Origin of the sequence: Neolewinella persica DSM 23188, from assembly GCF_000373105.1 — a bacterium.
GTDB lineage: Bacteria > Bacteroidota > Bacteroidia > Chitinophagales > Saprospiraceae > Neolewinella > Neolewinella persica.
In genome coordinates this window covers 37,540-60,271 of record NZ_KB890438.1, presented here as the reverse complement: position 1 = coordinate 60,271, position 22,732 = coordinate 37,540, and the positions used below count along the sequence as shown (strand labels likewise).

The following is a 22,732-nucleotide window of genomic DNA, read 5'->3' as shown; positions in this document are numbered from 1 at the left end:
TTCAGGAGCGGGTATTCAACCTTCCTGTTTACCTGACTCCTAATTATTAGAGTTGCCCAGACCTAAGTACTGAACCCTGAATACTGAACCCTGTGTACTGAAAACTGAAAACTATGGATCGCATCACCCTAGATCGCCTTACCCCGTACGAATACCAGCACCCTTTTGATCGGCAGGCGCTGATTACGATGAAGAAAACGCCGGGGTTTCCGGCGTTGATGCGAAAGATATCTGAACTAGGTGTGGAAACCTATTACCGGATCATGTTCACGGGTAGTTGCCTTAAGGTAACAGACGTAAACTTCCCGGAAGTTCATGAGTTGTTCCTCGAAGCCTGTCGGATTCTGGAGGTTAAGGACATTCCTGAGCTTTTCATTACTTACGGCGATAAGGAAGCGATAACCGTCGGGGTAGAAAAACCGATGATCATCATCAGTTCACAGATGATAGACCAGCTGACTACGGAGGAGTTGCTGTTTGTTTTCGGCACCCAACTGCATTACGTAAAGAGCGACAACATCCTGTATTATCAGGTGGCAATCGTATTGCCAATGTTCGCGCAGGCACTCGATATATTTCCGTTGGGCGTTGGTCAGTTGCTGGCCGCAGGTGTACAGATGGCGGTGGCGAACTGGCAAAGAATGGCCGCGTTTTCCTCGGATCGTGCCGGTCTGCTTTGCTGTCAGGACACCGACGCAGCCACTTCGGCGATCATCAAGCTGGCGGGGCAACCACTTAGGTACTACGATAAGATTGATGTAGATGCCTTCAAATCTCAGGCCCATGATTTCGATCAATTCAATTACGACACTTACAATAAGATCATCAAGTGGTTGCTGCTTACGGACATGACGCACCCACCCTACGTTATTCGGGCGGCGCAGTTTTTTGCCTGGATCAAGACGGGTGATTTGCAGCGGATCATGGAGCGAAAGCCCGTGGTAAATCAGGATAACCCCTATAAATGCGGCTATTGTAGTGCTTCGCTGAATGGCCGGGAAAGCTTTTGTGTCAACTGCGGCAATGCGGTATCTCACGTTTTTGAAGACGGCAGCACGCCGAACGAGAACCAGTGCAGTAATTGCGGTAATACTTTACAGGATAACGATAAATTCTGCACCAAGTGCGGCACAAAGCGGAGCGATGAAGCTCCGCCGGAGGCGTCACCGGGTAAGCCTAAGCCAGAAGATTTTGTGTAAGGTTTTTGGCCGTAGGTGCAGGGGGAGTAGCGAATGGAAGAATGGTGAATGAAAAAAAAGCAATCGCTTGAAAAATCTACTGCGCTACGCTTGTTCGCTATGGTGAGCAAGTATAGAGACGCGAACGTTAGGTGCGGGGCCTACTGTTTCATTCAATAATTCTCTCCTTCACTATTTGGGCGGGGTCGCAGGTGCAGGGAAAGAAACGTAGGAGCGGGGAATTGTCGTACTTCTACATATTTACGACAACCCTACTTTTTCTCTTCTGCTAGTAACTCCTCCAGATCAACCGCCACCACCCCACTCTTAGCAATCACCTGTGCACCGGCAAGGTTGGCCAGCTGGGCGATCTCAGCAAGTGAAAGCCCCGAAGCAAGACCACAGGCCGCCACACTGATGACGGTATCGCCCGCTCCGCTAACGTCGCGGACCTTGCGGGCATTTGTGGGATAAATGGCAGAAGTTTTGCCGTTGTGTACGTAAATCCCGTGCTCGCTAAGTGTCACCATTACGGCAGCACACTGTAGCTTGCCAAAAATAAAGCTGGCCGCTCGGTCGAGGTCCGCCAATACCGGACGGATGGGGAAATTTGCCTGCTGCTGGATCTCCCGCAGGTTAGGCTTGAAAAGCGAACATCCGGTAAAAGACCAGAAATTCTTGTCTTTGGGGTCTACCGCCGTAGGCACCTGGCAAGTTGCAGCAACAATACTGATGCTTCCAATGAGTTCGGCAGAGAGTGCGCCTTTATTATAGTCCTGGAACAGCAGCAGATCGACTTTCCCTGAGGTCAGCATCCCTGCTATTCGTTCTTGTAATGCACCTGCGGCCGCGCCCTGCACATCGTGCGTGTCTTCCCGGTCAACCCGCAGCAATTGTTGTCCACTGGCTACCAATCTGGTTTTGACCGTTGTCGTTCGGCTTTCATCCGTAACGATCAATTCATCCGATATACCGTGGTCAGCCAACAGGCTTCGGAATACTTTTCCGTTTTCGTCCGCTCCGACCAATCCGGCCAGCAGCGGTGTTGCCCCCAAAGCTTTGAGATTGAGGGCTACGTTCGCGGCTCCACCCAGCCGGTTTTCTTCTTCTCCAAGGCGCATCACCGGAACCGGAGCCTCGGGGCTGATCCGTTCCACCCGACCGTCTAAATAACGGTCGATCATGACGTCACCGACGACTAGGATGCGGAGGGAGAAGAAATTAATGATCAAGTTTTCGGGTTGTCAAGTTGTCCGGTTGTCCGGTTGTCAGTTATCTCTTAGGCAACCGACAACCGGACAACCCGATAACTGACTTTAAGCGAAGGTCTCGGTACCGGCAAAGTGGAAGCCGCCTTCGATGGCAGCGTTCTCATCACTGTCGGAACCATGAACGGCGTTCTCGCCTATGCTGGTAGCAAAGTTCTTACGGATGGTACCTTCCGCAGCTTCAGCTGGGTTAGTAGCACCGATAAGTGTACGGAAATCGGCAACAGCATTGTCCTTTTCCAGGATAGCGGCTACGATGGGACCACTGCTCATGAACTCAACGAGTTCGCCGTAAAACGGACGCTGTTTGTGTACTGCGTAAAACTCACCCGCCTTTTCAGCGCTGAGTTTAGTGTACTTCATCGCAACGATGCGGAAGCCGCCAGCATTGATCTGGTTAAGGATAGCGCCGATGTGGCCATTGCGTACGGCGTCGGGCTTAATCATCGTGAAGGTGCGGTTAGTAGCCATGGGGCAATTTGTTTTTTTTGGTTTTGAGGCCGCAAAGGTAGTCTATTAGTCAAATAGTCAGATAGTCAAACAGTCAGATAGTAGCTGCCGCACGAGCGCTAGCGAGCACAGCCATACTATTTGACTATCTGACTATCTGACTCTTTGACTATCTTTGCGCCTCTTTTTGAGCCATATCGCCTACCATGGAACCAAATATCGAGGAAGTAAAAGCCCTCTTATCCAGCCCAAAGGATGTTGTAATCTTTAGCCACCGCAACCCGGATGGAGATGCTGTAGGCTCAAGCCTCGGTCTTTCGCATTATCTGAAGAGCCAGGGACACCAAGTAAAAATTGTTTTGCCTTCGGATTATCCAGACTTCCTGGCATTCCTGCCTAAGGTCAGTGACATCATTATTTATGATGATGAAACCGAAGAGGCCCGCTCAGCGATTGACAAAGCCAATTTGTTTTTCATCCTTGATTTAAACTCTTTCGACCGCATCGACAAGATGGCGGCAGGTTTGGATAAGGACAACCGGCCGCGCATTATGATCGACCACCACCTCTTCCCCGAGCCGATTGCCGATCATATGTTCAGTGACCCAACTTCAAGTTCCACTTGTGAGATGGTCTATAAATTCATCGATGACCTCGGCCATGCCGGATGGGTAACTCGTGACGTAGCGGATTGCCTGTATACTGGAATCCTGACCGACACCGGAGGTTTCAAATACAGCACCTCCCCTGCCCTTTTCCGCACCGTTGCGAAATTGCTTGAAGCAGGGACCGATGATTACAAAATCCAGGACAACATCTGGAACAGCATGACCGAAAAGCAGCTCCGCCTGCTGGGACATTGCCTGGCTAACCAGATGGAAATCCTCCCCGAGTACCGTACCGGAATTATCTGGTTAACTAAAGAGGATTACAAACACTTTGATATTCAACGCGGAGATACCGAGGGCATTGTTAACTACGTTCTCCGCATGCCGGGTATGATGATTGCTGCCTTCATCCACGAGCAACCAACCATTGTTAAAATGTCCATCCGGTCCAAAGGGTCGATGGACGTGCAGCAGATCTGCAAGTCTCACTTCCGTGGAGGTGGGCACAAAAATGCCGCCGGAGGTGCCAGCTTCGCGCCACTCGGCACTACTATCAACAAATTCAAAAAACTGTTACCAGACTACGCCACTGAGATCAACGCGGCGTACCACGAATTTAACAATCAATAACTATGCGTTCAATAATTTTTCTGCTGCTGGCCAGCACCCTTTTCTATGCCTGTGGCAATGAAGGTGGTTCAATGCAGCGTACCGACATCGGGAACCGCTACCAGCTCTTTACCGCTAATGGCGGAGGTGATTTGGTACAACCCGGTGATTACGTTCACTTCAATGCTGCTATGCGGACTGAAGGAGACAGTATTCTTTTCAGTACCTGGAAAAGCGGTGGTGAACTCCCCGTTGTTCAGGCCGCTGAATTAACCGCAACTAAAGATGAAATCGGCCCAGTCGAGGACATCGTACGGCAAATGCGGGTTGGAGACAGTGCTGTAGTCCGTGTCAACATTTCTGAATTCCCAAGTAAGCCCCCTGGCATGGAGAATGACTCCGTTGTTCTTTACGACGTTGTTGTTTCCAAGATCGTCAGTGAGGCAGATTACAACGCGGAACTGACCGCAAAACAAGCTGAAGCTGCGGCAAAAGCCGAGGTAATCAAAGCTTTGGAGCCGGAACGTGTCGAATTCGCCGAAGAAATTCGTAAAGCGTATGCTGACGGAAAGCTTAGTGATCAGATTAAAACCACGGAATCCGGTCTTAAGTACATGATTCATGAGCAAGGTGACGGCAAACAAGCTGAAGCTGGACTTGGCGTAACCGTACAGTACATCGGTCAGTTGGTTTCCGACGGAACTATATTCGATCAGTCCTTCAACCGGGGAGAAGGTATCGGCTTCCAGCTTGGTATCGGACGCGTTATTCCGGGATGGGACGAAGGCATCGAATTGCTTAAGGTTGGTGACAAAGCCACCTTCTTCATTCCTTCCGAACTCGCTTATGGTGCTGATGGTACGCCCGACGGCAGTATACCAGGTGGCTCAGAACTCGCTTTCTACGTTGAACTCGAAGACGTTCAGTAGGCAGTAAATGATTCCATAACTCATTTCAAAAGAATGGCCGGCTTCCTGTTGGAAGCCGGCCATTCTTTTTTGAAGCTAAGTAAACCTTCACGGTTTGGGTTTATCTCACTCCCCCTTAAAATTCGCGGCTCGTTTCTCCACAAAAGCCGCCGCTCCTTCCGCAAAATCTTTCGTGCCAGCGGCACGACCAAAAGCGGAAGCCTCCGCCTCAAAATCGCTGGAGGCGTAGTAGGCGTTAATGGCTTTGATGGATTCCTCGATGGCGACGGGACCTTTAGTGCTGATGGTCTGCAATAACTCCAGCGCCTTAGCACGAGCCTCGTCAGCTGGCAAACAATAGTTTACCAGGCCTAAGTGATTGGCCTCCACCGCATTTAGCATGTTACCGGTGAGGGTCAGTTCAATGGCTTTTCCTTTCCCAATCAACTGGTTAAGGCGCTGCGTACCGCCATAACCGGGGATAATTCCGAGGTTGACTTCCGGCTGGCCAAATCGGGCCGTTTCCACGGCAATCCGCATATGACACGCCATGGCAAGCTCACAGCCTCCGCCGAGGGCAAATCCATTTACCAGAGCGATCACCGGGCGGTGAAAACGCTCGATCAGGAAAAAGACATCCTGCCCTTTGCGCGCCATATCTTCTCCTGATCCCGAAGCTGCTACACCGAGGAATTCTTTGATGTCAGCTCCGGCAACGAAGGAACGGTCTCCTGACCCCGTAAGCAAAACACCCGTAAGGTCTTTGCGGTTGGCGTAGTCGGTACCGAAAAGAGCCGCTAACTCCCGCATGGTTTGCTGGTTCAGCGCGTTGAGCGCCTTGGGGCGATTAATGGTAACGTGAAGAATATTATTCGCTTCTTCGACGAGTAGGTTTTCGTAATTAGGCATGGCCACAAGATAATGGTTGAGCAGAGAAAATGGAACCTGATGAAGAAAACATCACTCCGTCAATCGTTAGGTTTTTAAAATCTAGTCAAAAAACGCTGAGCGTCTTCAGGAGCCCTACCCCATTGGACCGCAACAGGCAGCCGCAGACGAGGATAGAGCGCCCCGCACGGACGGTCGGGAAAGGTTCCTTACAAACTATTTCTTCGGAAGGAATATTTCAGAGATCATACATCGGGCACTGCCACCACCGTATTTCTCAATGACCGGCAGGGGCGCATGGATGATCGGAGCCCCAAGTGCTTCCCGCTGTGCCGGGTCGAGGGCGTTATAAGCAGTCGATGACATTACCCAGGCCGGACCATCAGGGGTTTGAACTTCAAGCGCATTACCCCCAAAATTATCTACCTGATCCTGACTAAGGCCAATAATACGTTTTCCGGTAAGGAAAAGGCTTTCGGTCAACTTAGTTTTCTCTCCGGGGTCGGTTACGGCGTCCAGGCAAACGAGGGCTACCTCGTTTCCTATGGCCAGCATAACGTTGGTGTGGTAAATTACGCCACCGCGTTGATCAAATGCATTAAAAGTCAGTGGTTTATAGTCCATGGCATCACACCAGTCACCAATGGCTTCCTTAGTTGCCCGTTCAGAGAAGCAGGCATAGGCAATTCTATTCTGTCGGTCCAGTACCAGGCTTCCTGTTCCTTCGAGGAAACGCCCCTCACTTTCCCAATGCTCCAGGGCAAGGGTACGATTGATGAGATGATCCTTATCCAGGATTTCCAGCACATCGTCCCGGCGTTCAACCCGCCGCTGTGGCCAATACATCGGATAAGTAACGTATAGCCCATCTTCGTGGGTACTGAACCAGTTGTTTGGAAAAACAGAATCGGGAGTGGATATACCTTTTTGGTCCTCCATGACGGTGATCTTCAGACCAGCAGACCGCAGGGTTTCAACGTATGCATCAAATTCCTTGATGGCAGCAGCGGCGATGTCGCGCTGTTTTTCCGGAGGGGCAATGGACTGGAAGTGATTGTCCAGGTGTGTAGGACTACCGATGGCAAAATCCTCGGGTCGTACCATCAGCAGATGGTTCGTGGTTTGTTTGTGCATTTGGTGGGCGTGGTTAAGGCTCAGATTTTATTTGAAAATCAGAAGTAGAAGTTCAAACAATATCCTGGTTAGCGGCGGCAAGGTAGAATGATTTGGGGGAATTCTACGGCAAATCGCGCTTTAAAACTCCAGTAATGTGCAAGCATCACAACTCTTCATTAAACCGATAGCCCACCCCCCAATTAGTCAAAATATAGGTAGGGTTCTGCACGTCTGGCTCAATCTTGGTACGAAGTCGGTTGATGTGGGAATTGACGGTATGCTCATACCCGTCAAAATCATACCCCCAGATGAGGTTCAGTAGTTTGGAGCGATCGTAGCATTTACCGGGATTGGCAGCCATCAGGCTGAGCAATTCAAATTCTTTTGGGGAGAGATCCACCCGGGTGCCGTTGGTGGTGACCCGGCGTTTGTCCAGATCAATGGACAGATTTCCATAAACGTATACAGCGGCTTTGTCTTCTGCCGGGGCGGAGGCCCGGGTGCGTTCGGCCCGGCGAAGGAGGGCCTTAACCCTGGCAATTAACTCCCGGATAGAGAAAGGTTTGGTGATGTAATCATCTGCCCCCATTTCCAGCCCCAGGACTTTATCAAACTCTTCCGATTTTGAAGTCAACATCAATATCGGTGTCCCAATTTCCTTCCCGCGAATCCGTCGACAAATTTCAGTGCCTTCCATTCCTGGCAGCATCACATCCAATATGATCAAATCATACGTATGTCTTAATGCAGCGGCTAATCCTTCATTCCCATCAGAGATAGCAGTGAGCTCGCAGCCAAGATCACCCAGGTGGATTCGGAGTAATTCGATGATATCGTGATCGTCTTCTACGACTAGTGCTGTTCGTTTCATATTAAGGGTGATGGGTTAATGTCAGTAAAGGACCATCTAAATGCGTGAATTAATTAAATGCCCAAACCCGGCGTAGAGATTTACCCCTACCTGAAAACCAAAGCCTAGTGTAGCCATGCGGACACTTCCCCCAAACCGTTCCTGGCACCTGCGGCCGCGCCAAAAATCATAACAAACTAGTAATCAGCCATATAAAGCCTTGAAAACAAAAATGTGCAAGTCCCGTGATACTTCCGTGATATTTAGCCACAGCCCTGCGGATAATTTTGTCTCAAACTAATTATCACCGCCGGCAAATGGGATTTTGAGCAAGCGCCGGTAAAAAAAATTATTATGAATACACTGTTTACTTTCCGAAGATCAGGCTTAGCCGTTCTCTTCTTTCTATTCTCTTTAATACCATTAACCGCTCAGGAATTATGTTCCGCAGCAGGCGGTACGCTCAGCTTGGCTGACGGTGGGGACATTGCCATTATTTGTGCTGACGACGGGCAAAGTGACGCCTTTACGCCGATACTTACCGGGGAGAATGGCGACAACTTCGCCTGGGTCATCACTATGGCCAATGGCACAATCCTGGCCATTCCTCCAGGCCCACCTTTTAACCTGGAAGGAGCGGGTGCCGGCTACTGTTTTATCTACCACATCGCCTATAATGACGGTTTTACCGGTGAGGTATTGGAAGGTGCCAACATCTGCCAGTACACCGAAGACAACGGGTGCTTCTCTATATCTAATCACATCACAGTAAACCGCCAAACTGGCGAAGACTGCGACGATATGGTCTGTGACGCGCTGAGCAGTACCATCACTTTCCCTGACGGGACCACCAACACCTCCATCTGTGTGGATGGCGTAGCCGATCCATTGGAGGTTGTTATGTCTGGTGACTTTTCCGGAGACAACTCCACCTTCATAATCGCCAGTGATGACGGTACAATTCTGGACATTCCTGCCGGACAAGGACCCTTCAACCTCGACGGGGCCGGACCGGGTACCTGTGTCATCTGGTATATTTCTTACGGTAACGACCTCACTGGTTTAACCGTCGGTGAGAATGTAAACGGCCTGGCTGGTTGCTTTGACCTGTCGAACGGCCTTGTGGTTCTCCGCCAGGAAGCTGACGGAGGAACCGTCAACACCGCTGATGGTGAAACCGAAGTCATCGCATGTGCCGGTGAAGTCATTATTGATGTTCGCCACCAGACCACCGCCTCTGCCCTCAGCTACTGGTACGTAATTACGGACGCAGAGGACAATATACTTGAAGCCGTGAATTCCTTTAATAATTCTACCCTGGACCTGAGTGCAGCCCCTCCCGGAGAGTGCCACATTTGGGGCTGGAGCTACCGTGGCGAACCTACTCCTTTAGCCGGTGAAAACATTAGTACACTGGCAGACGGCGACTGCGAAGCCATTTCTGACAACTTCATTCGTGTGGTTCGTTTGGGCGCGGACGCAGGTGCAATAGCGCTGGATGGAGGAGCAGTGGAAACCACGATCTGCGTCGATGACGCAGGTGACCCGCTAAGCGTGATCATGAGCGGTGATGTGGCGGGCGACAATTCGACCTTCTTCATCACCGATAACGCCTCCGGAGAAATCCTTGGTGTTCCCGGAGACAACGGTCCTTTCGACCTGAATGGTGCCGGAGTCGGCGTTTGTGACATCTGGTACCTGTCTTCTTTTGGTGACGTCGAAGGCCTGGCTATGGGCGGTAACATTGCTGACCTTGATGGCTGTTTTGATCTCTCCAACCCCATCACCGTTACCCGCCTTGCCACCGATGGCGGTGCCATCGCACTCGCCGACGGCAGCACCGAAGTAACCATTTGTGTAGATGGCGAAGGCGATCCGCTTGAAGTCATCCGCGACGGGAATAGCACAGGTACCAACCGTACTTTCGTTATTACCAACGCCATCAGCGGTGAGATCCTTGGCATCCCCGGCACCAACGGCCCTTTCGATCTCAACGGTGCGGGTCCTGGCGTCTGTGAAATCTGGTACCTCGCCTATGAAGATGGCCTAAACGGCCTGGAAACCGGTGCAAACATCGCTGACCTCGACGGGTGTTTCGACCTCTCTAACGCCATCACCGTTACCCGCAACGAACCCAAAGCCGGTGAGATTTCCCTTACCGACGGATCAATCGCCACTTCCATTTGCGTGGATGACCTGCCTGATCCTCTGGCCGTAGAAATGAGTGGGATTTCCTTAGGGGACAACACTACCTTCTTTATCACCGATGCTAACACCGGTGAGATTCTGGGTATCCCGGGCAACAATGGACCCTTCGATCTCAACGGTGCAGGCCAGGGTATCTGCGAAATCTGGTACCTCTCCGCTTTCGGCGAAGTTTCCGGACTGGCTATGGGTGGCAATATTGCTGACCTTGACGGTTGTTTCGACCTTTCCAACGCCATCACCGTTACCCGCAACCAGGCGGAAGCAGGTGCCATCGCCCTCGAGGGTGGAGAGACCTCCACCACCATTTGCGTCGACGATATGGCTGATCCACTGGCGGTAATCATGAGTGGAAACGTAGCAGGAGACAACTCCACCTTCTTCATTACCGACAACGCCACTGGCGAAATCCTCGGTGTTCCTGGAAACAATGGTCCTTTTGACCTCAACGGTGCCGGACCTGGCACCTGCGACATCTGGTACCTTTCCGCTTTCGGCGAAGTTTCCGGACTAACCATGGGGGGCAATATTGCTGACCTTGACGGTTGTTTCGACCTCTCCAACGCCATTACCGTTACCCGCAACCAGGCGGAAGCAGGTGCCATCGCCCTCGAGGATGGAGAGACCTCCACCACCATTTGCATCGAAGATATGGCTGATCCACTGGCGGTAATCATGAGTGGAAACGTAGCCGGAGACAACTCCACCTTCTTCATTACCGACAACGCCACTGGCGAAATCCTTGGTGTTCCTGGAAACAACGGTCCTTTTGACCTCAACGGTGCAGGACCTGGCACCTGCGACATCTGGTACCTCTCCGCTTACGGCGAAGTTTCCGGATTGTCTATGGGTGGCAATATTGCTGACCTTGATGGCTGTTTCGACCTTTCCAACGCCATCACCGTTACCCGCCTTGCCGGCGAAGACTGTATGGCCGCCTGTGAAGCAAATGGCGGAGGCATTACCCTCGCAGAAGGTGCCATCGGAACAACTATTTGCGTCGACGGTACTGGAGATCCGCTTGAGATTATCCGCGACGGAAACGGCGTTGGAACCAACCGTACTTTCATCATTACCAACGCTATAACGGGAGAGATTCTTGGCATCCCTGACACGAACGGTCCGTTCGACCTCGACGGTGCCGGCCCCGGCACCTGTGACATCTGGTACCTGGCCTACGAAGACGGTCTGACCGGACTGGCCATGGGTGGCAACATTGCTGACCTTGACGGTTGTTTCGACCTTTCCAACGCCATCACCGTTACCCGCAACCAGGCGGAAGCAGGTGCCATCGCCCTCGAGGGTGGAGAGACCTCCACCACCATTTGCGTCGACGATATGGCTGACCCACTGGCGGTAATCATGAGTGGGAACGTAGCCGGAGACAACTCCACCTTCTTCATTACCGACAACGCTACTGGCGAAATCCTTGGTGTTCCTGGAAACAACGGTCCTTTTGACCTCAACGGTGCCGGAGTTGGCGTATGCGACATCTGGTACCTCTCCGCTTACGGCGAAGTTTCCGGATTGTCTATGGGTGGCAACATTGCTGACCTTGACGGTTGCTTTGATCTTTCGAATGCCATTACTGTGACCCGCAACACGGGTGACGACTGTGGAAGTGGCTTCACCTTTGATAATGTAGTCCTCAACGAAGTAACGGCTGATGGTATGATCGAACTGTTTAACGGAACCGACCGGCAAATCAATGTTGCCGACTTCTGGTTATGCAACCGGCCACAGTACCAACAGATCAGTAACCTCCAACTGGAGTGTGGCAATTTGCTGATGGAGCCAGGCGATATCACCGTAGTAAGTGGTTTCAGTGGCTTTAATAGCACTGACGCAGAACTTGGCCTGTATACGATCAACAGCTTTGGAGATACTGCCGCCATTGTTTCTTACCTCGAATGGGGATCTTCTGGCCACGGTCGCTCCGGAACAGCCATCCAGGCAGGTATCTGGACAGCGAATTTCTTCGTATCTCCTCCTAACGCAAACGAATCCTTACAGCTAAGTGTAAACGGAAGCAGTGAACTTGAATGGAACCTTGCCGCCACATCCGTTTGTAATCCGAACAACGCAACCACCCCAACTGGTGGTCCTTCTACCGAGGCCCAGGTAAGCATTTTCCCTAATCCGGTCAGCGGAAACAGGCTCAATGTAATGTTGGAAGGTATGCAGGGTGAAATGATGCAACTCCAGGTATTTGACATGAATGGTCGTCAACTCCAACTGCTCACCTCTGAAATGGAGAACGGACCAGTTGAAATTCAACTTCCTGCCGCACCAGCCGGAACTTACTTCCTCCGGGTAGTCAATAATGGACGGGTAATTACCGAACGCTTTACCAGATTTTAACCAGTTTTATAATAGTGAATATTGGTGGCCCCTTCGGAAATTCCGGAGGGGCCTTTTTGATTTTCTCAACGACAAGACCGAGTTCAGGTTACTCCGGACGGAGAGCGCCTACACTCAACACATAATAAAAAGGTTAAATCATTCCAAAGTATCGCCTTCAACCAAGAAGTACGTCTCCACAGTTGCTACTTATTACTATCTTGCTCTTCCCCGAAGCTTCGAATTTATCGCAGCCTTATTAACTAAACTCCAATAATGAGAGCACTTTACCTGATTCTACTAGCCCTTTTATTCGTTTTCCCCCTTACCGCACAAACTGGCGGCAAATCCGTCACAACTTTCGATAAAAGCTATTCCTTTAGCGGAGATGAAAAACTCACAGACCTAAGCCTCTTTGGCCTGGACGGGGATCACCTCCTGCAAAAACAATACGAATACAAATCGCCGAAAGGCAGGACGCATCACAAATACCAACAGTTCTATAATGGTCTGCGCGTATTAGGTGGAACAGTGGTTTACCACCTCGAGCAAGACCAGCTATACGCCACTTCAGGCTTATTGCACGAGTTCAGCGATATCTCCATGCAGGGTAAGATTACCCTGGCAGAAGGAGAAAACATGGCGAAGTTGAAAGTATTCTCTCGCTTAGCAAATGATTTTGGTAGTGGCCTCTTTTCTGCAGGAGAAGTGGACATCACGAACGTAAGAACAGCAATCGCCAACACCCGCTTCCCCGCCAAAGGAGGAGATTACACGCTAGTTTATGTGTACACCGTTGAAGCCGAGGGTGGTAAGCTCCCGGTTAATATGGACGTAATTCTGGACGCACGCACCGGACGAACCATTGCCACCCTTAGTAACATCAATACGGAAGGCGTAATCGGTCATGGTGACGGTCTTTACCATCAGGATATAAGTTTTCCAACTGATTCCCTGGGCGAAAGATCATATATGCTAAGAGACCTAAGTAGAGGAAAAGGCATCGTTGCCCGCGACATTTCAAACCACTTCCTTACTCCTGCTGATACCGATAACGAGTGGGGCTATTCAGAAGATGGCCAGGCGGCCATGATCGACGGCTACTATGCCTCAGTAAAATTTCACGACTTCCTGAGGGAACGCTTCAACCGCAACAGTATTGATGATGACGGTTTCGAGCTGGTGGCTAACATGAACCGCCACACCTACGTCAATGCATTTTGGAATCGTAGAGAAGCTACTTTCGGTAACGGTAACTGCGATAACTATTCCGCACTTACCACCTTCGATATTGTAGGCCATGAATTCGCCCACGGGCTTACGCAGTTCACCTCCGGGCTGATTTACTTTAACGAATCCGGCGCAATCAACGAGAGCATTAGTGACATCATGGGCAAAGGCCTCGAGTATTACTACGACCAGGACCATTTTGACTGGAGAATTGCGGCACGAATCGTAAAAGGACCGGATGGTTCTTACTTCCGGTCTATGGCAAGGCCCAACCTCCGCAACCACCCAAGCTTCTACAAAGGCACCTTCTGGCGGTACGATCTTTTCGACAATGCAGGCGTGCATTCAAAGAGTGGTGTTTTGAATTTCTGGTTTTACCTCCTTGCCGAAGGAGACAACGGCCGGAGTCAGGCCGGTTACAGGTACGATGTGGCCCCAATTGGTATGGACAGTGCCCTGCAGCTCGTTTATCTACTTGAAACCGCCTACCTCACGGAATCCTCCGGCTACCTGGAGGCGTATGAGCTCTCTAAAATGGCAGCCACCGATCTTTTTGGTGCCGACAGTGCACCTTACGCATCCATGATCGAAGCCTGGAAGGCCGTTGGCATCGACGATGAAACTACTCCGGTGGAGTTTGAATCTACATCCCTCGAACTGGGCGTAGTCTACCAATCCAGCAGCCCAGGCGAATTTGATTTCTGCCCGCTCGAACTGGAGCAGTTCACGGCCTTGTTCATTAATGAAAGTGACAGCATTGTCCCGGCAGGTTCACTGGTGAACGGACAATTGATTTTCCGGTACACCGTCGACGGGACGGAACAAGTGGATACGACAAAAATTATCGAGCAGGTACTTTCTGAACCACTCGTTCGGGACGGCAGACTGGAAATCCCGGTAGGTGTAACGCTTTCAGGTGCCACCCCATTCATTTTTGTCACCAACCAACTGGAATTCACTACTCCAGACAGCACCACCTTATACGAGACCGATTTCCAGAACTTCATTTCGGTGAATACTACTACAGAGATCAATTTTGCTTTCTCCAATACAGAATACAGCGACCAGTGTGAACAGCCCCAGGAGGTAGTCGAAACCTTTTTCGCCATTAACCTTCCCCGTTGCCTCGACGTTACCAACGGTACTTTCCGCTTTACGTACAAAACCCCCGACAATGAGGTGAGTTACGAACGGGAACTTACTAACGATAGCAATGGTCGGCTGAATTTCTTCAACATCCAGCAAGAGGTTGACCTTAGCCGACTGGGAGACCTTAATGAAGTAGACTTCGACATTGCCTTCATTACCGATGAAGCGACGACCATATTATGGGAAGAAGACTTCAGCAGCTATTTTGCTACCTCTATTGATGAACCTACCGTGGAGGATTTCAGTGACGAGGTTCTTGCACGCCGATTGTTGGCGATAGAGCTGTGTCCTACCTGTACCGCAGACTACAGCTCAGAAGCGCTGGTCCTCTCTGATCAACAGCAGTTCTACAACCCGGAAGAGTGCATTCCGTTGGATGAATTCTTAAACAACGAAGTCGAAAACGAAAATCCACGAGTCAGCACCATCACGCTTTGTGTTGACGCAACGAACATTGATAACCCCTACCTGGCATTTGATATTACGCAGCAGGACACCTCCCGGCATACCAGGCGTCAGAACCTTTACCAACACATTACCGACGTGTACACCGGTGGTGTATCAATGTTGGACGAGCCGATTTTCACCACCGGAAATGAGCTTCGGGAAATAGAGGTTCGTCTTGGTAACGGCTTTGCCGGAGAGATCGAAATACACGTAGCTTCCAGCCAGGTAAAAACCACGATTGACAACCTCAGCATTGTGTCCGGATCACCTTCTTCCACCCGCCGTTTGGATGCTGGCAACCATCACTTTGTTTTTGCTAATCCGGTCAGTACTTCCCTTGAGATCAATGGCGTAAATCAGGTTCCGGCCAATACTTTGGTCCGGGTGTTCAGCACTACGGGACAGTTGGTGGGAACAACCGCCATGCTAGGTAATCAGGCTTCGTTTGATCTGAGTGGACAGCCAGCAGGGCTGTATTTCGTCAGCATCAGTGATGGGCAGACCTTTAGATGGACGGGTAAAGTGGTCCGGAGATAAGTGGCTTGACAGCATTTTCAGGCGCAGCCGCAGGTGCAAAAAATGGTTTTATAGAGCAGGGGACTTAGCTTTCGCCCTCGACTTTCAACGATTTTCGCACCTGCGGCCGCGCCTGATTAATCTTACCAGGAGTTCCTGCTAATACCTACTCATTGGCTTTTCATCAACCGTGACAATCGAATTGATCAGGGTCAGGAGCCCTACCAAAAAAGTACCTGAGCCACAATGGAAATTATGTTGGTAAAGGCGTAATTCATTCCAATGCTGTCATAATCCAACCAGTTGAACCGCATTGCAAAGTTCATTGAGGTGTTAACGACAGATACCAATAGCGCAATGGAAGAACCGACCACCATTAAAGTACTGCCCTGTCCGGGGTGCCGCTGCTTCGCCCGTAAGCTTACGATTAAGGTAAATATGGCGATCATTGGCCAGACCAGCTGAAGGACTTCAGCAAAAATATTTAAACTACTCATGCTAGATTGGGTTTGAGCAGGACAAGATAACTTGCGCCCGTGAAAACTTTCGTCCTTTTTGATATCGACGGCACCCTACTGTATTCTGAAAAAGTAGACAGCCGTTGCTTCGCCAACAGTTACGAGACCATTTTTGGTCTTCCATTTCCTACCATCGACTGGACGCAGTTCCCGGAGGTCACGGACCACGTAATTTTTCGCACCGCTTTCAATGACCACTTTGGCCGGTTCCCCTCCGAAACCGAACGCGTGACTTTTGAAGACCACTACCTGGAAGGCCTGTCCACTTCCAGAACCGCTAGTCCGGAAGAATTTAGGGAAGTTCCGGGCGCGGCCAACCTTTGGCGACGGTTGAATGAGGACGATCAATTCCTAACTGGCATTGCCACCGGCGGCTGGCAACGTCCAGCAGCTATAAAACTGGAACACGTTGGCATTCCATCCGAGCAGCCCTTTGCCGGATACGCCAATAACAAATTTAGCCGGGTCGAGATTCTTAATGAAGCCATCGACAAAGCCCGGGCAGTACATGATGTCGCACGGGTCATCTACGTAGGCGATGCCATTTGGGACGTGACCACCACCCAAAAAATGAACCTTCCGCTCATCGGCGTACGTCGTAAAGGAGATCACCATGCCCTGAAGCAGGCCGGAGCAGGTCGTGTCATTACCGATTTTACCCCAGATAACGCATTTTTTACCCACGTGAGCGATATCCTCCGGGAAGGCTGAAAAAAATGTTATTGCGTTCTTTTTTCAGGGTCAGAACATGGTTGGGATTTAAGCAGAGAACTAGGTGCTTAACGCCTGAAAAACAGGCTATTCAAAACATAATTTCGAGGGTTGTTTTCACGAGGCACCTAAACCAACAATTGTTTCGTCTCAACTTGCGCCAGAACGGAAAAACCCCGATCTTTGCGGCGCGAAATAGAGGTTTCCGAATTTATCCAATCGGAGACCCTTTCAACCCTTTATTAATAATCCCTGAAAATTATTGAAACCATGCGTGCATCACAAAATATTCCCGCAAACAACTCCTACCGAATGACGCCAGCTCAGCGTCGTCTTTCTGCCGCTCTTACCACTCCAGGTATGCGGAAGGAAGCCCGTCGCAGTGCGATGCCTCCGGCCCACAAAGCGGAGTTTATTGCCGCCGTTACCGGTGGATTGTTGATCATCAGCCTCATCGTAGGTCTGATGGTACTGTAGTTAATTAAAGAAGAAGTGGATACCATCACTTCAGCGGCAAATGCCATCAGGTAACCTGCTGAAAATGAAGTAGACGCTTACTCAGGAAATCCCCCCCCTTAAAAACAGCCTGTCTCCCTTTGTTGGGAGGCGGGTTGTTTTGTTTTAACGATGAGCGTTCCCTCCGATGACCTGCTAGTGCTGTGTCAGCCGTAAATCCTCTCACCCCTCCCTGCCGGGGGCTTTCTTTTTGAAGCTGCAAAAAGTAAGCCGCCGGCAGGCAGATAAAACGAGGTGAATCTAGTGGAGTATTAGTCTAGAGTGTAAGGCTGAACGGTCTACCTCAGACGGCCTAAGCCCTAATTATGCCCCACTATCTCCGAGATAGGGGATAAGGTCACGAACCAAAGTAGGCAATGTAAAGATTTGTGTGTGTACACCGTAGCGCGCAGCGTCGTCAGGCCATAAGGACATTTTCGTAACCGGGACGACGTCATTCCTCCTTGTCCCAGGCAACTCAAAGGGCAGTCGCTACGCGAAAAGTGGGAATAGGCATAAATTTAGTTTACAGTGCATTAGTTATTCCCAGTAAGCGTATCAGCAATATCAGTACGCGAAGCCTGAACAGCCGGTATTACCGCCGCCAAAAAGCCGATAAACAGCGCTACGGCCAGGAGCCATACTTCCTCGGGAAGAAAGCGCCAGGGGGAGAGGCTGTACCGAAAATCGTCGGTAATGTTAGCCGCCATTAATGACAGAATGCCGTGGCTGAGCAGGAGGCCCAGCACGTAGCCGATGACCGCAACCATCAGACCTTCCAGGATGATCAGCAAAAACAGTTTACCCCGCCCTGCACCCATGGTACGCATGAGGGCCAACTCGTAGCGCCGATCCCTTAAAGCAGAGAACAGGGCGATGAAAATGCTGAGGGCCGAAACGATGGTAATGGCCAACACAAGGATACCTAAAATTCGCTGTCCGGAGTCAAACTGGCGCCGGACCTCGCTGATCTCGTAAGCAGGGTTAGCGGCCAGCAGGTCCGTATTCTCATTGATGTTACGCGGGAAGTTCAGGGCCTGAAAACTACTGGCATTCCGGTACTTCACCAGCAGACTGGTGATTTCCTTTTCAGGGTCTTCGTCCATCAGCGACGTCGGAGCATGATCTTCAGTATGTTGATGATCCGCATGATCATGGCCAGCGTGGTCTTCACCATCAGCTGCTGTTCCATCGTGGCCTTCGTGCGAATGCCAGTAGGTTTGATTGGTCGTCAGCACGAGCTGATCCATTACCGTACTGCTGGGTGCCAGAATTCCAACTACGGTAAAGTCATCATCGTGCTCGATGTTATTTTCATCGCCTTCGTCGATGATACCGTGATTGGACTTAAATTTCGACCCAAGTTTGAGCCCATTGACACGGGCAACTTCCTCTCCGATGACCACTTCAAAATCGTGTTGCCAGATCTTCCCTTCGGCAATGCCGGCGCCGTACCAATCCAGAATTTTAGGAATGGTACCAACGATCCGGTAGCCTTTATAGCTGTCACCTACGGACAGTGGCACCACATCCTCAACAATGGGGTGCTTAGGGTTAAAAAAGGCTTTGATCTTCCCCAGGGGAACATTCCCCGTGGCATAGCCGACGTGGTACATGCTGTTGAGCGTAAGCTCCAACGGGCTTCCTTTGGCACCTACGACCAGATTAATGCCCGCCAGGTTATTGTCGAACTGTTCGTCTGCCTGCTTTCGCAGCGACAACAGCAGGGAGATCAGGCCAATGCTGAGGGCAAAGAGCAAGATACTGAGCAGTGCACTGAGGGGTTTGAACGTGAGGTTTTTCCAACTTAGCCGGACAAGATTCATAGGTGGGTCTGTTGGGGAATGAGGTTGGTTAGGCGATTATCGTGGGTAACGATGAGCAGGGTGGCCCCTACCCTTTCGGCTTGCTCCTGCAGGAGGTTGACGACCTGTTGGGTGTTCTCATCATCGAGGGCGGAGGTGGGCTCATCAGCGAAGAGCACTGCCGGTTCGTTGATCAGCGCACGGGCGATGGCCGCACGTTGTTGCTGCCCCACGCTTAAACGGCCGGGCAATGACCTGGCCTTACCGGAAAGGTCGAGCTGCGAGAGCAGCTCATCGATCCGTCCTTCATTTACCGGTTTACCCGCCAGTTTTTGGGCAATACGAAGGTTCTCAGCGACCGAAAGCGCCTGCAGGAAATGGGCCGTTTGAAAGATCATCCCAATGTTTTGGCCCCGGAAATGGTCGAGGGCAGCATCGGATAGCTTATTGAGCGATTGTCCGTTGATGACGACTTCCCCGGAGGTGGGGCGGCGCAGCCCTGCGAGGAGCTGCAGCATCGTGGTTTTACCACTGCCGGACTTCCCCAACAAGAGTCGGGTTTCACCGGCCAGGCAAGAAAGATCGGGGAAGGCGAGAGATTCGCCACCGGGGTATTGGAAGGAAAGGTTGGAAGAGTTTAGCATTGACAAAGCACTTGGCCACAAGATATAATTTCCAACGGTACTAAGAGACTAACAGCAAAAATCAAGCGCTAAAATGGCGGTCCTTTATCCCCGAAACACCTTGACTTTGCAGGGGCTACCGTAAGGGTCGCCCCTACAAACGGGATATTCTGAGGCCGTCTCCGTACGGGCGTCCATTGCGGGCGCCCGCACAGCTTAATAAGAGGTGTTTATTTTTAGCGCTTGATTCGCATTAACAACCTAACGAACTATCTTCACGCCATTAACCATCGCCCAACGTTCCTGACTGTGCTCCGTACCCTGCTTCTTTTACTGATCTTTTGCACCTGCGGCCTCGCCCACCATCAATTAAAGGCCCAGGACGGATTATTTCCAGTTTTCGATATCCGTAGTCGCCTCATGGGAGGAACCGGGCTTAACGCCGGAGGAATTGACGCACTCTGGACCAACCCCGCCGGCCTGGCAAAAGCTGAAGACAAGGTAGCTGCCGGTGCCACCGTGGAACAACGATTCGGCCTGAGCGAACTTAATACAGCCACCATCGGCGCCACCTATGGCACCGGGCTTGGCGGTTTCGGTTTACAACTCGGCAGTTTCGGTTTCGATGCTTACCGGGAAAACCGGGTCGGCCTTTCCTACGGGCGACAACTGACCGATAAATTCAGCATTGGCGCTGACTTTGCTGGCTTCGCCACCAATACGGAGGGCTACGCCAGTACCTTCGATGTCACCTTCGGGTTGGGGATGCAGCTGGAAATCGTTCCAGAATTTCATGTCGCTGCCCGCATCTTCTCCCCATTCCGCGCCGAACGGTTGCCAGACGAGTACCTCCCCCAGTTACTTGCCCTCGGCTTCAGTTACCGCCCTTCGGACAAGATCATCATCAACGTCGAAGCCCATCAGGATACTGACCACCCACTACGCATTCGAGCAGGAATTGAATACCTCCCGGCCGACGAATTATCGATCAGAATGGGTGTAGCTACTGAATCATCTGAACTATCCTTTGGCCTTGGTTATCAGATTATTGAAGGACTTGACCTCAGTGCTGGTGCAGTCTACCATGAAGTACTTGGGGTTTGGCCGGGGATTGGCGTTCGCTTTAAGTGAGTTGGTGGGTTAGCGAGTCACTGAGTTGCTGCCGCAAGTACCGCTCACGGCGCTGCGCTGGCTCACCTAAGGCGAATGGAGCGTAGCGAAAATGAGTGGCAGCAGCGGCAGCAACCCAGCGACTCAGCGACTCAGTAAATCACCAACTCACGCTCAAGCATCTTACCCCAAGCAGCGCGCCCACGTTCATCCTTAATTAATTGTCCGCCAGCAAATCGGGCATCATGCTCCAGCAGCAGGGTCCATCCTCCATCCAGGGCTTCAGCAATCAGGCGTTCTTTTTCTGCCAGCGTATCCAGCGGACGAATGTCAAAGGCCATTACCCACGGCAGACTGAGGTGTGCTGCACTTGGCAGCAGATCCGCACAGTAAACGAGGCGGCGGCCGTCGGGCAAATCGATCAGTGGAAGCTGCATGGCCTCGGTGTGTCCGTAAACGGTACGAAGCGATATTCCGGGAAGCCATTCATAATCATCGCGTTCAGCGGAAAGGAAACGAAGTTTACCGCTGCCCTTCAGCGGGTCAAGATTGGTGGGCAGGAAGCTGGCCGCTTCGCGGGGGTTCGGTGTGGCGGCCCAATTCCAGTGTTGGTCGGTGACCCAGTGGGAAGCGTTAGGGAAGGTCAGCTGCGTGGTTCCGCTGGCGTCCAGGTAGCTGGCACCACCTACATGATCAAAATGGAGATGCGTAAATAAGACATCTGTAATAGCTTCGGGTTCCAGTAGGCGCGAACGCAGGTGCGAGGTAAGCGTTTGAGGCAAGGAAGGGCTGAAGTGCTGCCGGAAGCGGTCATCGTCCTTCTCCCCCACTCCGGTGTCTACCAAAATATTTCGGCCATCATCGGTCCTAATCAGTAAGCAGCGCGTAGCCCAGGTACAACGGTTGGATCCGGCTTCCGGAGGATAAGCCTTTTCCCAAACTGACTTGGGCACTACGCCAAACATGGCACCGCCGTCCAGTTCCAGGGTGCCGGCTATTACTGTTTCTACTGAAGTAATCATGGTACAAGGTAATTTGAAAAATGGAGTTGCAGGAGTTGCAGGAGTTGCAGGAGTTGCAGGAGTTGCAGGAGTTGCAGGAGTTGCAGGAGTTGCAGGAGTTGCAGGAGTTGCAGGAGTTGCAGGAGTTGCAGGAGTTGCAGGAGTTGCAGGAGTTGCAGGAGTTGCAGGAGTTGCAGGAGTTGCAGGAGTTGCAGGAAAAAAATTGCCGCAGGCAATTCAAGCAAATTTTTACGCTTTTATTTAAAAAAAATTGTCACAAACGAGCGAAGCGAGCTGCCAGATGCGGTAGCTGCAACCTGCAACGCGCCGAAGGCGTACTGCAACGGGAGCGTAAGCGACCTCTGCAACGGGAGCGAAGCGACCTTACTGCAGCCACCCAATCTCCCCCCTCAAAAAAATAAATCCAAGCACCGTGATCAACGGTGCCACCCAGGCCGAGAATACAAACCAGTAATAGCTCTTGGTCACCTTACTAGGCTCGATCAACTCCACGATATGGCTGATGACCCAGACGGCAAAGCTGATGGTGCCCAGGATCACGCCCAGCAAAAAGCCGGCGTACTCGTTGGCCAGCATCAATAGAGCATAAAAGATTATTTGCCCCAGAATCATCAGAATGGTATTCATGGAAGTTAGTTGTCCGCCAGAGGTAAGGTCACAATCTACGGCAACCAATCATTGCAGCA

General features: G+C 51.2%; 19 protein-coding genes. 9 read left to right on the top strand and 10 right to left on the bottom strand.

The annotated features are described in order from the left end of the window. Window positions 1–113: 113 nt before the first annotated feature. On the top strand, window positions 114–1,199 hold the full coding sequence (locus tag B036_RS29760) for a zinc-ribbon domain-containing protein (RefSeq protein WP_020569836.1): 1,086 nt from the start codon (window positions 114–116) through the stop codon (window positions 1,197–1,199). Between the two features lie 251 nt (window positions 1,200–1,450). Here the strand turns inward: B036_RS29760 and B036_RS0116485 are convergent, their stop codons facing one another. Together B036_RS0116485 and B036_RS0116480 are read right to left on the bottom strand one after the other, a co-directional pair. Continuing rightward, complete coding sequence (locus B036_RS0116485) at window positions 1,451–2,410, bottom strand: bifunctional heptose 7-phosphate kinase/heptose 1-phosphate adenyltransferase (RefSeq protein ID WP_020569835.1); 960 nt, start codon at window positions 2,408–2,410, stop codon at window positions 1,451–1,453. A gap of 84 nt (window positions 2,411–2,494) precedes the next feature. After that, the gene (locus B036_RS0116480) at window positions 2,495–2,917 is read right to left on the bottom strand and encodes a nucleoside-diphosphate kinase (RefSeq protein WP_020569834.1); all 423 of its coding nucleotides are present in this window, start codon (window positions 2,915–2,917) and stop codon (window positions 2,495–2,497) included. Window positions 2,918–3,102: 185 nt separating this feature from the next. On the opposite strand from B036_RS0116480, the gene B036_RS0116475 reads away from it, so the two are divergent. Both B036_RS0116475 and B036_RS34295 read left to right on the top strand, forming a co-directional pair. Further along, window positions 3,103–4,134 (top strand): DHH family phosphoesterase, encoded by a 1,032-nt coding sequence (locus B036_RS0116475; protein ID WP_020569833.1) that lies wholly within the window; start codon window positions 3,103–3,105, stop codon window positions 4,132–4,134. A 2-nt stretch (window positions 4,135–4,136) separates the two neighbouring features. Beyond that, window positions 4,137–5,042 carry an FKBP-type peptidyl-prolyl cis-trans isomerase gene (locus B036_RS34295; protein WP_020569832.1) on the top strand — a complete coding sequence of 302 codons (906 nt, stop codon included), beginning with the start codon at window positions 4,137–4,139 and terminating at the stop codon, window positions 5,040–5,042. 105 nt (window positions 5,043–5,147) lie between these two features. Here the strand turns inward: B036_RS34295 and B036_RS0116465 are convergent, their stop codons facing one another. The 3 genes from B036_RS0116465 to B036_RS0116455 all read right to left on the bottom strand — a co-directional run bounded on the left by B036_RS0116465 (window position 5,148) and on the right by B036_RS0116455 (window position 7,896). Then, window positions 5,148–5,930, bottom strand: a complete 783-nt coding sequence (locus B036_RS0116465; RefSeq protein ID WP_020569831.1) for an enoyl-CoA hydratase/isomerase family protein — start codon at window positions 5,928–5,930, stop codon at window positions 5,148–5,150. A gap of 195 nt (window positions 5,931–6,125) precedes the next feature. Continuing rightward, window positions 6,126–7,043 (bottom strand): citrulline utilization hydrolase CtlX, encoded by a 918-nt coding sequence (gene ctlX / locus B036_RS0116460; protein ID WP_020569830.1) that lies wholly within the window; start codon window positions 7,041–7,043, stop codon window positions 6,126–6,128. A 145-nt stretch (window positions 7,044–7,188) separates the two neighbouring features. Further along, complete coding sequence (locus B036_RS0116455; protein ID WP_020569829.1) at window positions 7,189–7,896, bottom strand: response regulator transcription factor; 708 nt, start codon at window positions 7,894–7,896, stop codon at window positions 7,189–7,191. A gap of 333 nt (window positions 7,897–8,229) precedes the next feature. Here B036_RS0116455 and B036_RS32265 point away from each other — a divergent pair, with 333 nt between their 5' ends. Both B036_RS32265 and B036_RS0116445 read left to right on the top strand, forming a co-directional pair. Continuing rightward, window positions 8,230–12,441, top strand: a complete 4,212-nt coding sequence (locus B036_RS32265; protein ID WP_052333969.1) for a T9SS type A sorting domain-containing protein — start codon at window positions 8,230–8,232, stop codon at window positions 12,439–12,441. Between the two features lie 255 nt (window positions 12,442–12,696). Continuing rightward, complete coding sequence (locus B036_RS0116445) at window positions 12,697–15,783, top strand: M4 family metallopeptidase (protein WP_020569827.1); 3,087 nt, start codon at window positions 12,697–12,699, stop codon at window positions 15,781–15,783. Between the two features lie 200 nt (window positions 15,784–15,983). On the opposite strand, the gene B036_RS0116440 is transcribed toward B036_RS0116445, so the two are convergent. Next, a complete protein-coding gene (locus B036_RS0116440; protein ID WP_020569826.1) occupies window positions 15,984–16,259 on the bottom strand; it encodes a hypothetical protein in 276 nt (91 codons plus the stop codon). A gap of 39 nt (window positions 16,260–16,298) precedes the next feature. Between B036_RS0116440 and B036_RS0116435 the strand changes: the two genes are divergently transcribed. Together B036_RS0116435 and B036_RS33630 are read left to right on the top strand one after the other, a co-directional pair. Continuing rightward, window positions 16,299–16,991 carry an HAD family hydrolase gene (locus B036_RS0116435; RefSeq protein ID WP_020569825.1) on the top strand — a complete coding sequence of 231 codons (693 nt, stop codon included), beginning with the start codon at window positions 16,299–16,301 and terminating at the stop codon, window positions 16,989–16,991. Between the two features lie 270 nt (window positions 16,992–17,261). Then, window positions 17,262–17,468 carry a hypothetical protein gene (locus tag B036_RS33630; protein WP_157472188.1) on the top strand — a complete coding sequence of 69 codons (207 nt, stop codon included), beginning with the start codon at window positions 17,262–17,264 and terminating at the stop codon, window positions 17,466–17,468. Window positions 17,469–18,022: 554 nt separating this feature from the next. On the opposite strand, the gene B036_RS0116425 is transcribed toward B036_RS33630, so the two are convergent. Beyond that, window positions 18,023–19,312, bottom strand: a complete 1,290-nt coding sequence (locus tag B036_RS0116425; RefSeq protein WP_020569823.1) for an ABC transporter permease — start codon at window positions 19,310–19,312, stop codon at window positions 18,023–18,025. After that, window positions 19,309–19,935: an ABC transporter ATP-binding protein gene (locus B036_RS0116420; protein ID WP_020569822.1), complete on the bottom strand. Its 627-nt coding sequence runs from the start codon at window positions 19,933–19,935 to the stop codon at window positions 19,309–19,311. The genes B036_RS0116425 and B036_RS0116420 overlap by 4 nt, the downstream gene beginning before the upstream one ends. 222 nt (window positions 19,936–20,157) lie before the next feature. Between B036_RS0116420 and B036_RS0116415 the strand changes: the two genes are divergently transcribed. Beyond that, window positions 20,158–21,045 carry a PorV/PorQ family protein gene (locus B036_RS0116415; RefSeq protein WP_020569821.1) on the top strand — a complete coding sequence of 296 codons (888 nt, stop codon included), beginning with the start codon at window positions 20,158–20,160 and terminating at the stop codon, window positions 21,043–21,045. 131 nt (window positions 21,046–21,176) lie between these two features. On the opposite strand, the gene B036_RS29745 is transcribed toward B036_RS0116415, so the two are convergent. Next, complete coding sequence (locus B036_RS29745) at window positions 21,177–22,046, bottom strand: MBL fold metallo-hydrolase (protein ID WP_020569820.1); 870 nt, start codon at window positions 22,044–22,046, stop codon at window positions 21,177–21,179. On the opposite strand from B036_RS29745, the gene B036_RS33965 reads away from it, so the two are divergent. Further along, window positions 22,045–22,290, top strand: a complete 246-nt coding sequence (locus B036_RS33965) for a hypothetical protein (protein WP_169435073.1) — start codon at window positions 22,045–22,047, stop codon at window positions 22,288–22,290. The two genes, B036_RS29745 and B036_RS33965, sit on opposite strands and share 2 nt — an antisense overlap. A gap of 119 nt (window positions 22,291–22,409) precedes the next feature. Here B036_RS33965 and B036_RS33620 read toward each other — a convergent pair whose 3' ends face one another. Continuing rightward, on the bottom strand, window positions 22,410–22,673 hold the full coding sequence (locus B036_RS33620) for a hypothetical protein (RefSeq protein WP_020569818.1): 264 nt from the start codon (window positions 22,671–22,673) through the stop codon (window positions 22,410–22,412). Between the last annotated feature and the right edge of the window lie 59 nt (window positions 22,674–22,732).